Annotated in this window: 7 protein-coding genes; 3 read left to right on the forward strand and 4 right to left on the reverse strand. The window is 40.5% G+C overall.

Annotated features, from left to right (window positions below; all coding sequences use genetic code 11):
- Nucleotides 1–92 precede the first annotated feature (92 nt).
- From FPL17_RS00900 to FPL17_RS00915, 4 genes are all read right to left on the reverse strand, one after another.
- On the reverse strand, nucleotides 93–866 hold the full coding sequence (locus tag FPL17_RS00900) for a DODA-type extradiol aromatic ring-opening family dioxygenase (RefSeq protein WP_159882574.1): 774 nt from the start codon (nucleotides 864–866) through the stop codon (nucleotides 93–95).
- A 100-nt stretch (nucleotides 867–966) separates the two neighbouring features.
- The gene (rlmH, locus tag FPL17_RS00905) at nucleotides 967–1,446 is read right to left on the reverse strand and encodes a 23S rRNA (pseudouridine(1915)-N(3))-methyltransferase RlmH (protein ID WP_159882576.1); all 480 of its coding nucleotides are present in this window, start codon (nucleotides 1,444–1,446) and stop codon (nucleotides 967–969) included.
- Nucleotides 1,447–1,771: 325 nt separating this feature from the next.
- Nucleotides 1,772–4,201: an endopeptidase La gene (gene lon / locus FPL17_RS00910; RefSeq protein WP_151715877.1), complete on the reverse strand. Its 2,430-nt coding sequence runs from the start codon at nucleotides 4,199–4,201 to the stop codon at nucleotides 1,772–1,774.
- Between the two features lie 144 nt (nucleotides 4,202–4,345).
- Complete coding sequence (locus FPL17_RS00915) at nucleotides 4,346–4,933, reverse strand: 5-formyltetrahydrofolate cyclo-ligase (RefSeq protein WP_159882578.1); 588 nt, start codon at nucleotides 4,931–4,933, stop codon at nucleotides 4,346–4,348.
- Nucleotides 4,934–5,415: 482 nt separating this feature from the next.
- On the opposite strand from FPL17_RS00915, the gene ata reads away from it, so the two are divergent.
- The 3 genes from ata to FPL17_RS00930 all read left to right on the forward strand — a co-directional run bounded on the left by ata (nucleotide 5,416) and on the right by FPL17_RS00930 (nucleotide 14,683).
- Nucleotides 5,416–13,215: a trimeric autotransporter adhesin Ata gene (gene ata / locus FPL17_RS00920; protein WP_159882580.1), complete on the forward strand. Its 7,800-nt coding sequence runs from the start codon at nucleotides 5,416–5,418 to the stop codon at nucleotides 13,213–13,215.
- Nucleotides 13,216–13,272: 57 nt separating this feature from the next.
- Nucleotides 13,273–14,064, forward strand: a complete 792-nt coding sequence (tpgA, locus tag FPL17_RS00925; protein ID WP_159882582.1) for a trimeric autotransporter adhesin/peptidogylcan-associated protein TpgA — start codon at nucleotides 13,273–13,275, stop codon at nucleotides 14,062–14,064.
- A gap of 418 nt (nucleotides 14,065–14,482) precedes the next feature.
- Entirely contained in the window at nucleotides 14,483–14,683 is a 201-nt protein-coding gene (locus tag FPL17_RS00930; protein ID WP_005183946.1) for a hypothetical protein, read from the forward strand.
- Nucleotides 14,684–14,822 lie beyond the last annotated feature (139 nt).

Below are 14,822 nucleotides of genomic sequence, written 5' to 3' on the forward strand. Positions count from 1 at the left end.
ATTTGTAAAATTTTGGAAAAATATAGCAGATTTATAGTCTTGCCATTATTTTTAGCAAGCCCATTTTATTTTTATGTGATGTAGTTGGATATTTAATCAAAGCGATAAATATCCATGCCCAAAGAACCCATCGAGAAGCTGCTATGCACGACGTTGAAGCGATGACCTGTGCCCATCGCAAAAAACAGTGGGGCGAGGTGCTCTAGTGTTGGATGGTTACGCTGAATATAAGGAAGCGTTGGCCAGTCCAGTACTGCATCATAATCTTGATGGGTCAGTTTACTGACCACTGTATTGCGGAAACTGCTGGCCCATGTTGGTACGTCGGCATCTGCTTGCCATGACAGTTCAGCAAGATTGTGAGTAATACTGCCCGAACCGATCAATAGAATTTGCTGCTCACGTAATGGGGAGAGGACCTGTCCAATTTTATAGATTTCATCTGCATTCATTTGAATTGGCAGTGAAATCTCAATCACAGGAATGTCTGCATCTGGATACATGTGTAGTAGAGGCATCCAGACGCCATGATCACGTGGACGTGTACTGTTTGCATGCGCAGCAATCCCAGCTTCGGCAAATCGTGTAAGAATTTCTTCTGCCAGTTTAGGTGCGCCAGCTGCCGGATAACGAATGTCATATAGTGCAGGTGGAAAGCCACGGAAGTCATGCCAAGTTTGTGGCCGAGTTGATGTATTGACCTCTAAAGCCTGACTTTCCCAGTGTGCCGACATCACCACAATAGCTTGAGGTTTAGGTAGATTATTACCTAAGCGATGAAGTGCTGGACCCACTTGTTCTGGATCAAGCGCAAGCATGGGTGAACCATGTGAGATAAATAATCCGGGTAAAGTTTGCAGATCCATAAATAACTACCTGAGAAGGAATATAAGCCTATCCTGACAAAATAGGCATCGATATGACAGCCCTTAAGTTTCAACATGTTGTTCTAAAATTAGAACAATTTTAAGCGCGATGGTAAGGATGGTTGTGATTAATGGTCATCGCGCGATAAAGTTGCTCAATCAACAAAATACGTACCATTGGGTGTGGCATGGTGAGTTTTGACAATGACCAATGCCAAGCAGCCGCTTTGCGAACAGCATCGGAATGTCCATCTGGACCGCCAATTGCAATCGCAATATCATTTCCTTCAAGCATCCACTGCTTCATCGTTTCAGCTAATTTTTCTGTACTCAGTTCACGTCCACCCACTTCTAAAGCAATCAAGGTTTCATTGGCTTTGAGTGCATTGAGAATGCTTTCACCTTCAATTTGACAATATTTTAGAATATCTGCTTCTGAGTCATTTTTGCCGCGTTTTGCCATAGGCAGCTCAACGACCTGAGTTTGTACAAAAGGCTGAATGCGTTTGAAATAGTCTTCAAATCCAGTCAGCACCCAAGCAGGCATTTTTTGACCAATGGTGAGAATGCGGATTTTCATAGGCGTGTGCGATTGAGGAAATGAACAATATTATAACGCTGTTGTCTCTTCCATGCAGGGAAGTGCGATTTATCTAGTCATAAAAAATACAACAAGCACTTATACAGTACTCATAAAAAACGCAGCTCAAAACGCGTATGAGCTGCGATCAAAGTGCCATCCGTCTGGAGTTCGGATAGCGCTAAAATGAGTTCATGAGTCAAATTTAGCCTTTGTTTTTATCGACTCTATTTTTATTATGCCGCATGTTGGTTATTTTTCAACCATATTGTGTAACAAAAAAAGAGAGCCGAAGCTCTCTTTTTATTTTCAATTACTTAACAGATTAGTGACGTGCCGCTTTTACATCTTCTACTGGTTTAACAATAGGCGTTTTAGGTAAAGGCTTTGGTGTATCCGTCAATGCTAAAGGTAGGATGTCATCAATACTTTTCACCGCTTTGATTTCTAAGCCTTCTTTAACATTGTTTGGAATCTCAGCCAAATCACGGACGTTATCTTGTGGAATGAAAACCAGTTTAATTCCACCGCGGTGTGCTGCAAGAAGTTTCTCTTTTAAGCCACCAATACGCATCGCACGACCACCAAGACTTGTTTCACCTGTCATGGCAATATCTGGACGAATCGCAATACCTGTAAATGCCGATACAAGGGCAGTCGTCAGGGCTAAACCAGCAGATGGACCATCTTTTGGTGTTGCACCTTCAGGTAAGTGAACATGCACATCAGTTTCGTCAAAACGAGAAGCTTCAATGCCGAGTTCATCAGCACGAGTACGTACTACAGTCATTGCTGCTGTAATTGATTCCTTCATTACATCACCGAGTGAACCCGTAGTAATGAATTTACCTTTACCTTTTACTGCTGCAACTTCAATGGTAAGTAACTCACCACCGACAGACGTCCAAGCCAAGCCATTTACGCGACCAACTTGTGCTTCATCTTCGGCAATACCAAAGTCAAACTTGTGTGGACCTAAGTATTCTGGAAGATTGGCAGAAGTTACATCAATCTGTAAATTCTTAGACTTTTTACTAACTGCTTCTTTTACCACTTTACGCGCAATTTTAGACACTTCACGCTCTAAACTACGAACACCCGCTTCACGTGTATAACGTTGTACGATGTCGCGGATTGCTTCTTCGTGAACAGTCAATTCTTTTGTACGTAAACCATTGTTCTTGATTGCTTTCGGAACAAGGTAACGTTCAGCAATATTCACTTTCTCATCTTCGGTATAACCCGGTAGACGAATCACTTCCATACGATCCAGCAAAGCTTCAGGAATATTCATACTGTTTGCTGTACAGATAAACATTACTTCTGAAAGGTCAAGATCAAGATCTAAGTAATGGTCATTGAACTTGCTGTTTTGTGATGGATCAAGTACTTCAAGCAATGCTGATGCAGGATCACCACGGTAGTCTTGCGCCATCTTGTCAATTTCGTCGAGCAAGAATAGTGGGTTCTTGACACCAACTTTTGTCAATGATTGTACGATCTTACCTGGCATCGCACCAATATAAGTACGACGGTGACCACGAATCTCGGCTTCATCACGTACACCACCGAGTGCCATACGGACAAACTCACGACCTGTTGCTTTTGCAACTGATTCACCGAGTGAAGTCTTACCAACACCTGGAGGACCAACCAAACATAGGATCGGACCTTTGAGTTTTTTAACACGAGACTGAACTGCCAAGTATTCAACAATACGATCTTTTACGTCATCTAAGCCGTAATGATCTGTATCAAGAATTTCCTGTGCTTTCGCAAGGTTAATACTGACCTTGCTCGCTTTATTCCAAGGTGTATCTAAAATAACTTCTAGATAGTTGCGAACAACAGCCGCTTCACTAGAAGCAGGTTGCATCGCTTTCAGCTTACGAAACTCAGCTTCAGCTTTTTTACGTACGTGCTCAGGTAAATCAGCTTCCGCAAGACGTTTTTCAATTTCTGCAACGTCATCTTCCGCACCGCCATTCATATCGGAAAGTTCACGTTGAATGACTTTCATTTTTTCATTTAGAAAGTATTCACGTTGGTTCTTTTCCATTTGGCGTTTTACACTGTCATGCAGCGTTTGCTCAATTTGCTGTTCAGCAGATTGATTCATCAAATAGCTCATTAACTCTTGCAAGTGAGCTTCAAACTCGTCGTGCTCTAAAAACTTTTGTTTTACTTCAATATTTAAAGGCACACGAGTTGCAACGAAGAACATCAATTGCAATAAGTCTTCGATTTTATTTGCTGCTGCAACGAGTTCACGTGCATTACGTAGTTTCGCTTCTGCATATTGAGCGAATAGGGTACGTAATTCATTTAAGCGAGTCTCTTGGGTCTCTTGGTCCAAAGGTAATGTCATTGGGCTTAAATGATGTTCAGCTGTTAAGTATTCTTCGCCATCAATAATGCGTTCAAGCTTAGAACGATGTAAGCCTTCAATCAGTACTTTGATGCAGTTTTCATCATTCTCATGATTCACGACCTGTACGATTTTAGCTACAGTTCCATATTGATAGAGATTGTCGTGATCAATTTCTTCTGTGAGCGAATCTTTTTGCGCAACTACAAATACTAAATTGTCACTGTTACGAGCCACATCCACTGCATTGATCGATTTTTCACGACCCACAAATAGCGCGATTTGCATATGTGGATAGACCACAACATCACGTAATGCTAAGAGTGGTAATACACTTGGAACCTGTGGCTCTAAGCTAGTTTCATTATTTAAAATATATTCAGACATGAGCACTCCTAATGAGTGACAACGGTGTTGCCATGTTTTTTATAGTGATGTGCATTTGAAAAAATACAAGGGGTTTTGATTAGAAAATATAAAAAAAAGACTAAATTACTCAAGATTCATTGCGAAAATAAGAAAAACAGAGGACTAGCGCTTGAAATGATAGAACTTTTTAGGGCTAAGCAATCCATCTAAAGGTTGATCCCATTTATGCCTGAATAAAGATTGATCGATATATTGAAAGTTATGCGCAAGGCCAAGACGATATGGGCGATGAATTGCTGTCGCGAGTGTCCGATCATAATAGCCACCCCCCATACCAATCCGTGTTCCCTCATGGTCACAAGCCAATAAAGGCATGATAAGTAAATCCAAATGTGAAACATGTTGGCCACGACTTGCCATCGGTTCTTTCATGCCAAGTGGATGATGAGAGAAACGTTTATTTAAATATTGTCGTGCGCTTACTCTGACCCAAACCAAATTTTGATTCATATTACAAATCATAGGTAAATAAACCTGCTTGTTTTGCCTAAAACAAAGCTTTAGCAGTTGGTTGGTATGTACTTCACCAAAGGCATGTAGATAAAGTCCAATTTTTGATGCGGATTTAAATCGAGAGAATTGTCTGAGATGAACCAGAACCTGTTGTTCAGCTTTATTTTGCTCATAAATAGAGAGTTGTCTTCTTTTTGAACGAAGTTGTTTTCTTAATGAGTTTAAGGTAGGGCTCATAAGGTTTCAAAAGCAATCCTGATAGAAGCAATCATACTTGATTTACTCTATAAATTCTAAAATCAAAGATCCTGTTATTTATAAGTAAAATTTCAAACTGATGGTGTTATTTGTATTTTTTCTAATAAGTTAAAGTTTAATAATTTATTCCAATCATTAATGTGAATTTTAGGTATTGAATAATATTTTATTATTCACTATGGAGTGATTGCTCTATTTTTCATGTTCTTTATAAAATAAAACAAAAGCAGAACAAAATAAAACATTTTTGTATTTTTGTGATTTAAATCATATATTTGTTTTATTGTTTTGTATGCAAATATGAGAAATATGTCTCATTTTTTCAATGTTCATGTTTGCTTAATCTTTACCAATTTACTCGATTTTATTAGCATTCGCGACTCTTTTTTGGCACCGAAACTAAAAATGCTTATTGGCATTTTTAGACCATCAATAACTGTTGTAATGATCTGAGAATTTTTATGAATAAAGTCTATAAAGTGGTTTGGAATGCATCGATTGGCGCATGGGTTGCAACATCTGAACTTGCAAAAAGTAAAACAAAAACTAAATCTAACGTTCTCAATTTGTCGGCTGCTATTTTAGTTGGGGCGATTAGTTTTTCTCCTGCTGCATTTGCTGCACAGAATATCGGTGGGGGTGGTGGATCAGGCACCTCAATTTCTGGGACAGCAACGAGAGATCAATGTTCTGAGGGTGTGGCAAATACCTCTGGTACTCGAGATATTGCAATTGGTTGTGCCGCAAAAACCCAAGGTACAGGTAGCTCGAATATTGCGAATCGTCAAAATCCTTATAACAACTCTACAGGTGCCTTTGCAGGTAACATGAAACAGGGTGGTGCGATCAGTCTTGGAGTTGGCGCAACCACTGAGCAAAACTTTGGAACTGCGATTGGCTCTTATGCGACGACGACTGATATTGCGGGTATTGCAATAGGTACTGCAGCATTGTCAAAAGGAAACACAGCGCTTGCAATTGGTCGTCAATCAGCAGCTACAGCAGATTACGCACAAGCACTTGGTAACGTTGCAGCGGCAACTGGTAAGGGTTCTTTAGCAATTGGTCACTCTGCAACAGCAGAAGGTTATCGTGCAATTGCAATTGGTTCACCTGATATTGAAAATGCGGGTTCAGTTGCAGGTCAAGCAGGTGCTGAATATCAATCAAAAATGGCAACTAAAGCGACAGGTAAAGATTCGATCGCATTTGGTGGTGGTGCCGTAGCGACTCAGGAAAACTCTTTAGCAATTGGTGCATTCTCTGAGTCGACTGGTGCAAAATCTGTAGCAATTGGTACTGGTGCAAAAGCTAAAAAAGATAATGCGGTTGTTATTGGTGATCAAGCAGAAACAACTTTTGATGGTGGTGTTGCTGTTGGTAAAGGTGCACGTTCAGAAGCTGAAAACAGTATTGCTCTAGGTAAAGATTCAAAAGCAACACAAGCAACGGGTGAAAGTTTCTTAACCAAAAAAGCTGCACCGACGGGTGTTTTATCTGTAGGTGATGTTGGTGCTGAACGCCGTATTCAAAACGTTGCTGATGGTGCTGTAGATTCTGATGCTGCAACTGTTGGCCAATTAAAATCCGCACGTACCCATTATGTCAGTGTAAATGATAATGGCGTACAAGGTGGTAATTACGAAAATGATGGTGCTAAAGGACTTAACTCTATAGCAGTAGGGGTGAATGCAAGCACCAATGCACGTGAGGCGATGGCTCTGGGTAGCAGTGCTAAAGCCACAGGATCAGGCTCTATTGCAATGGGTTCGGGTTCAAATACTGTAGGTCGTGGTGATATTGCCATTGGACGGGGTTCTGCGACGAAAGGTGTGGATGGTGTAGATAGTAATCAATCGATTGCAATTGGTGATCAAACCAAAGCGATTGGTGACCAGTCAGTTGCGATTGGTGCAGATGTCATTGCACGCGGTAACTCATCTGTTGCGATTGGTGGTGATGATGTTGATAAAATTGCACAAGATGCTGAACTGAGCAAAACCTACACTGATATCACTGGTGGTGTGCTAAAAGCAGGGCGTTATCCAACAACTGAAGCGAATCATGGTTCAACAGCAGTTGGTACTCAGGCAGTAGGTACTGGTGCATTTTCTTCTGCATTTGGTATGACTTCTAAGGCAACTGGTGATGCTTCATCTGCATTTGGTGTGATGTCAAATGCTGCAGGTAAAGGTGCTTCTGCATTTGGTGCTGTTGCACAAGCAACAGGAGATGGTGCATCAGCAATGGGTATTAACTCACTTGCATCTGGCACAAACTCAACTGCAATTGGTTCGGGTAATAAGCCTGGTGAAGGCGCAACGGCAACAGGTAATGGTGCTGCTGCAATTGGTAGTAATGCCAAAGCGACTGGTGATAATGCTGCTGCAGTGGGTAAAGGTGCTGAAGCGACCAATGAAAATGCTGCTGCGATTGGTGGCGGTGCTAAAGCGACAGGTAAAAATTCTGCTGCAATTGGCGGTGGTGCATTGGCTGATCAGGAAAATGCTGTAGCAGTTGGTCAAGGCGCACAATCAATGGTTGTTGGTGGTGTCGCATTAGGTGCGCGCAGCCGAGTTGATGCTGAAAATAGTGTGGCTTTAGGTCAAGATGCTGTTGCAACTGAAGCAACAGGAAGTTCATTCCTTACAAATCGCAACGCTTCAATGTCAAATGGTGTTGTTTCTGTTGGTTCTGCAGGAAAGGAACGCCGTATTACCAATGTTGAAGATGGTTCAGCTGATTCTGATGCGGTTACAGTGCGTCAGCTTAAAAATGTTGATTCTCGTGTTAATGAGAATGCTCAAAATATCAGTAATAATGCTCAAAATATTACGAATTTGAATCAAAAATTGGATGATACCAAAACTGATTTAGGCAACCAGATCACGGATACCAACAACAAGTTAGACGATGCTAAGAAAGACTTAGGTAACCAAATTACGGATACCAAGACTGAGCTTAATAACACGATCAACAACACCAAAACCGAACTGAATACCAAGATTGATAACACCAAGACTGAGTTGGAAAACAAAGGCCTGAACTTTGCAGGTAATGCAGGTGCTGATGTTCATCGTAAGTTGGGTGATAAGTTAAATATCGTCGGTGGAGCGGATGCGAATACAGCAGAAGACAAAACCAGCGGTGAAAACGTGATTACGCGTACCACAGCAGATGGCATCAAGATTGAATTGTTGAAAGATGCGAAGTTCGACAGCATTACCACTGGCGACACTGTAGTGAACAACAATGGCTTAACCATCAAAGATGGTCCAAGCATCACTAAAGATGGTATCAATGCTGGTAATAAAGTCATCAGTAATGTTGCTGATGGCAAAGATGGTAAAGATGCAGTCAATGTTGATCAGTTAACCAACGTTAAAGATGGTTTAGATGGCAAGATCACAGATACCAACAACAAGTTAGATGACGCGAAGAAAGACTTGGGTAACCAAATCACGGATACCAAAGATCAGTTAACGACTCAGATCACAGATACCAAAACTGAGTTAAACAACACGATCAATAACACCAAAACCGAACTGAATACCAAGATTGATAACACCAAGACTGAGTTGGAAAACAAAGGCCTGAACTTTGCAGGTAATGCAGGTAAAGATGTACATCGTAAGTTGGGTGATAAGTTAAATATCATCGGTGGAGCTGATGCAGCAACAGCAGAAGACAAGACCAGCGGTGAAAACGTTATTACGCGTACCACAGAAGATGGCATCAAGATTGAATTGTTGAAAGATGCGAAGTTCGACAGCATCACCACTGGCGACACTGTAGTAAACAACAATGGCCTAACCATCAAAGATGGTCCAAGCATCACTAAAGACGGCATCAATGCAGGTAACAAAGTCATCAGCAATGTTGCAGATGGTAAAGATGGTAAAGATGCAGTCAATGTTGACCAGTTAACTAACGTTAAAGATGGTTTAGATGGCAAGATTACGGATACCAACAACAAGTTAGACGACGCGAAGAAAGACTTGGGTAACCAGATCACCAATACCAAAGATCAGTTAACCAATCAGATTACAGATACCAAGACTGAACTCAACAACACGATTGACAAAACCAAGACTGACTTGGAAAACAAAGGTCTGAACTTTGCAGGTAATGCAGGTAAAGATGTACATCGTAAGTTGGGTGATAAGTTAAACATCGTGGGTGGAGCGGATGCAGCAACTGCAGAAGACAAAACCAGCGGTGAAAACGTGATTACACGTACTACAGAAGATGGTATCAAGATTGAATTGTTGAAAGATGCGAAGTTTGACAGCATTAGCACTGGCGACAGCGTATTGAACAACAATGGCTTAACCATTAAAGATGGTCCAAGCATCACTAAAGATGGCATCAATGCAGGTAATAAAGTCATTACCAATGTTGCAGATGGCTCAATTGCGAATGGTTCTAAAGATGCAGTGAATGGTGGTCAGATTCAGAATATCTCTGAGAGCATCAAAAACAGCATTGGTGGCAATACGACTGTTAATCCAGACGGTAGCATTACGACCAATAACATTGGTGGAACAGGTAAGAACAACATCAATGATGCAATCAGCAATGTGAAAGACGCTGCAACTAAAGCGAAGACCACAGTTACTGAAGGCGATAACATTGTAGTTAAAGAAACGACCAACAAAGATGGTAGTACTAACTACGAAGTTTCGACTAAGAAAGATCTTGCTTTAGACAGCATTACCACTGGTGACACTGTAGTGAACAACAATGGCTTAACCATTAAAGATGGTCCAAGCATCACTAAAGATGGCATCAATGCAGGTAACAAGGTCATTACCAATGTTGCAGATGGTTCAATTGCGAATGGTTCTAAAGATGCAGTAAATGGTGGTCAGATTCAGAATATTTCTGAGAGCATCAAAAACAGCATTGGCGGTAACACGACTGTTAATCCAGACGGTAGCATTACAACCAACAATATTGGTGGCACTGGTAAAGACAACATCAATGATGCAATCAAGTCAGTCGATGACAAAGTCACTACGGGTGTGAATGATCTGACCAATAAAGGTCTGAACTTTGCAGGTAATGCAGGTAAAGATGTACACCGTAAGTTGGGTGATAAGTTAAACATTATTGGTGGAGCTGATGCTGCAACAGCAGAAGACAAAACCAGCGGTGAAAATGTGATTACACGTACCACAGAAGATGGCATCAAGATTGAATTGTTGAAAGATGCGAAGTTCGACAGCATTACCACTGGCGACACTGTAGTGAACAACAATGGCTTAACCATCAAAGATGGTCCAAGCATCACTAAAGACGGCATCAATGCAGGTAACAAAGTCATCAGCAATGTTGCAGATGGTAAAGATGGTAAAGATGCAGTCAATGTTGACCAGTTAACTAACGTTAAAGATGGTTTAGATGGCAAGATTACGGATACCAACAACAAGTTAGACGACGCGAAGAAAGATTTGGGTAACCAGATCACCAATACTAAAGATCAGTTAACCAATCAGATTACTGATACCAAGACTGAACTCAACAACACGATTGATAAAACCAAGACTGACTTGGAAAACAAAGGTCTGAATTTTGCTGGTAATGCAGGTGCAGATGTCCATCGTAAGTTGGGTGATAAGTTAAACATCGTGGGTGGAGCTGATGCTGCAACAGCAGAAGACAAAACCAGCGGTGAGAACGTGATTACACGTACCACAGAAGATGGCATCAAGATTGAATTGTTGAAAGATGCGAAGTTTGACAGTATTACCACTGGCGACACTGTAGTGAACAACAATGGCTTAACCATTAAAGATGGTCCAAGCATCACTAAAGATGGCATCAATGCTGGTAACAAGGTTATTACTAACGTTGCTGATGGTTCAATTGCGAATGACTCAAAAGATGCAGTAAATGGTGGTCAGATTCAGAATATTTCTGAAAGCATCAAAAACAGCATCGGTGGTAATACGACTGTTAATAAAGATGGCAGCATTACGACCAATAACATTGGTGGAACAGGTAAAGACAACATCAATGATGCGATCAAGTCAGTCGATGATAAAGTCACTACAGGTGTGAATGATCTGACCAATAAAGGTCTGAACTTTGCAGGTAATGCAGGTAAAGATGTACATCGTAAATTGGGTGATAAGCTAAATATCGTCGGTGGAGCTGATGCTGAAACAGCAGAAGACAAAACTAGCGGTGAGAACGTAATTACACGTACCACAGAAGATGGCATCAAGATTGAATTGTTGAAAGATGCGAAGTTCGACAGCATTACCACTGGCGATAGTGTATTAAACAACAATGGCTTAACCATTAAAGATGGTCCAAGCATCACTAAAGATGGCATCAATGCAGGTAACAAGGTTATTACTAACGTTGCTGATGGTTCAATTGCGAAAGACTCAAAAGATGCAGTCAATGGTGGTCAGATTCAGAATATCTCTGAAAGCATCAAAAACAGCATCGGCGGTAACACGACTGTTAATCCTGACGGCAGCATTACGACCAATAACATTGGTGGTACAGGTAAAAACAACATCAATGATGCAATCAGCAATGTGAAAGACGCTGCAACTAAAGCGAAGACCACAGTTACTGAAGGCGATAACATTGTAGTTAAAGAAACGACCAACAAAGATGGTAGTACCAACTACGAAGTTTCGACTAAAAAAGATCTTACTTTAGACAGCGTAACCACAGGTGATACTGTATTAAACAACAATGGCTTAACCATTAAAGATGGTCCAAGCATCACTAAAGATGGCATCAATGCAGGTAACAAGGTCATTACCAATGTTGCAGATGGTTCAATTGCTAATGGTTCTAAAGATGCAGTGAATGGTGGTCAGATTCAGAATATCTCTGACAGCATCAAGAACAGCATTGGTGGCAACACGACTGTTAATCCAGACGGTAGCATTACGACCAATAACATTGGTGGCACTGGTAAAGACAACATCAATGATGCGATCAAGTCAGTCGATGACAAAGTCACTACGGGTGTGAATGATCTGACCAATAAAGGTCTGAACTTTGCAGGTAATGCAGGTAAAGATGTACATCGTAAGTTGGGTGATAAGTTAAATATCGTCGGTGGAGCTGATGCAGAAACTGCAGAAGAGAAGACCAGCGGTGAGAACGTTATTACACGTACCACAGAAGATGGCATCAAGATTGAATTGTTGAAAGATGCGAAGTTCGACAGCATTACTACTGGCGATACTGTATTGAACAACAACGGCTTGGTAATTAAAAATGGTCCAAGCATCACAATGAATGGTATTGATGCTGGCGGCAAAAACATCCGCAATGTTGCTGATGGTGTAAATGGTAAAGATGCAGTCAATGTTGACCAGTTAAATAAATTGAAAGACCAGATCGGTAAAGACATCGGTAACCTTTCAGATAACGCGGTTCAATATGACAAAGACAAAGATGGCAATGTTGATAAGAACTCAGTGACTTTAGGTGGTGGCGATAAGGGCACTAATATAAAGAATGTTGCTGATGGTAAGGTTGAGCAGGGTTCTAAAGATGCTGTGAATGGCGGTCAATTGTGGGATGTTAAGCAAAACGTTGACAAGAACACCAATGATATCCAGAACATTCAGAACAACATCCAAAACATCAATGATGGTAAGACTGGATTAGTTCAGCAGCAGAAACCAAACGGTGAAATCACTGTCGGTAAAGACACAGGCGGTACAAGTATCAACATGGCTGGTAAAGAGGGCGATCGTGTTGTGCAAGGTGTTAAGGATGGAGAGATTAAAGCGGGTTCTAACCAAGCGGTAAATGGTGGTCAAATCCATAATATCTCTGACAGCATCAAGAACAGCATTGGTGGTAACACTACGGTTAACCCAGACGGTACGATTAAAACCAACAATATTGGTGGTACAGGTAAAGATAATATCCATGATGCGATTGGTACCTTGAACCAGTCAAATCAGGAATTAGGTAACCGTATTACGAACTTGGGTGATCAATTGCAACAAGCATTCTACGATACTAACCAGCGTATTGATAACGTTGAGAAGAAAGCTAATGCTGGTATCGCAGCTGCAATGGCATTAGAAGCCGCTCCATTTGTTGCAGGTAAATATACCTATGCAGCGGGTGCTGCTTACCATGGTGGCGAAAATGCAGTTGGCGTAACTTTACGTAAAACTTCTGATAACGGTCGTTGGTCAATCACTGGTGGTGTAGCTGCTGCATCGCAAGGTGATCCAAGTGTGCGTATTGGTATCAGTGGTGTCATCAACTAAGAAACTGGCGGGGAGAGCGAGTGCTCTCCTTACTCAAAATATAAAGAGAGTTATGAAATGAAAAAAACGATTCAATGCTTAGCAGTAGCAGCTCTTGCTGGTTTCTCAGTAGCGACTTATGCAAATGAAGATACAACTCCAGCTCAACAAGAAGAAATCAAATTTCCTGCTGTTGACAAGAGTTATCTAAAACAAGTGCAACGTTATGAATATAATAATGTGGCACGTTTGGATACTGGTCTAACTAAAGACCAAATTCGCTATATTTTGGGCAATCCTCAATTTAGCGAAGGCGTATTCTTTGTAAAGACTTGGAACTATGTTTTAGACATTCGTCAGCCGAATAGTCAAGACTATCTACGTTGCCAACTCCGCGTCGATTTTGACAAAAAATATTTGTCAGAAAGATTGTCATGGAAAGGTGAGGCATGTGAAGGCTTAATGACTTGGGGTGCAAATAACCAAGTTCCAAATGATGCCAATATTAATGGTGATCGTTCAGGCAGCGTATTTTTTGCCTTCGATCGTTTCAATGCGGGTGCAATTGAACAGGGTTCAAGTTCAGTGACTTCGATTGCGCAACGTATTAAGCAAACAAATTCAACAGGCCCAATTGTGGTTGCAGGCTTTACAGACACATTAGGCAAGTTTGCTTATAACCAACAGTTATCTTCACAGCGTGCCAATACTGTGGCGAAACTATTGGTGAATGAAGGGATTGATGCAAACCGCATTCAGATTCAAGCTAACAGCCAAACTGATTTATATCAGCAATGTGCAGGTAATAAAGCAAATGCACAGTTAGTTGGTTGTTTGGCTCCAAATCGACGCGTAAATGTAAGCTGGTAAATTTATTTAATAAGAAATATGGCTGCTTAAGGGCGGCCATTTTTTTGCTCAATTAATACCTGATGGTAAAAATTGTTCCTTAATTTAAGTGATGTTTGGTACCTTGTTGTAAATCGTATTAATATCTGTCTATTTTTTAATCTGATTGATTGTTTTCAATTGATTGATTTTATGTGGCTTTTAATTTTTCTAATTTTATTTTGCATAAAAAATAATTTTTGTGAACTGTCTGACAATTTATTTTAACTCTGTTTAAAAAGTGATCTAATATGCGCCGCATGAAATAGCATTTTCAGATGTCAGTTTCATGTATTTGAATAATTAAATTGAATATTTGGGGGGGTAACGAGAGGGTCTCACTTCTTGGCTTGATAAAAATATTCAAAATTTGCAAAGCAATTTTATAGAGGGAAAAACAATGCTGGATTCTAAAGAACTTATTGTACTTGATCAGATACTTGTCCTCACCAAAGAAGGCAAAAATGATTTAGTTTATGAAAATGACACATTATTAAAAGTAAAGATGATCTCGAATCAACATATTGTGGTCGAAGATGATCATCAGACCAATTTTCTATTAAAGCGACAAGATGAAAATGTCGTTTGGTCGTTTATTTAAGCTTGGAAGAATAGCATCTGAATCGAAAAAAATGGTTAGAAAATTTTGTTATTCAATGGCTTATTTTTTTATTGTAATTCTATGATTTGGATGTTTATTCTCATATAGTGAATATTTTTTGTATTTTGACTCAATTGAC

Source organism: Acinetobacter dispersus, assembly GCF_009884975.1.
In the GTDB taxonomy this organism is placed as follows: Bacteria; Pseudomonadota; Gammaproteobacteria; order Pseudomonadales; family Moraxellaceae; genus Acinetobacter; species Acinetobacter dispersus.

Excerpts from the sequence above, each read along its gene's own strand:
- FPL17_RS00900 (WP_159882574.1), bottom strand. The coding sequence starts at position 866 with ATGGATCTGCAAACTTTACCCGGATTATTTATCTCACATGGTTCACCC.
- rlmH (WP_159882576.1), bottom strand. The coding sequence starts at position 1,446 with ATGAAAATCCGCATTCTCACCATTGGTCAAAAAATGCCTGCTTGGGTG.
- lon (WP_151715877.1), bottom strand. The coding sequence starts at position 4,201 with ATGTCTGAATATATTTTAAATAATGAAACTAGCTTAGAGCCACAGGTT.
- FPL17_RS00915 (WP_159882578.1), bottom strand. The coding sequence starts at position 4,933 with ATGAGCCCTACCTTAAACTCATTAAGAAAACAACTTCGTTCAAAAAGA.
- ata (WP_159882580.1), top strand. The coding sequence starts at position 5,416 with ATGAATAAAGTCTATAAAGTGGTTTGGAATGCATCGATTGGCGCATGG.
- tpgA (WP_159882582.1), top strand. The coding sequence starts at position 13,273 with ATGAAAAAAACGATTCAATGCTTAGCAGTAGCAGCTCTTGCTGGTTTC.
- FPL17_RS00930 (WP_005183946.1), top strand. The coding sequence starts at position 14,483 with ATGCTGGATTCTAAAGAACTTATTGTACTTGATCAGATACTTGTCCTC.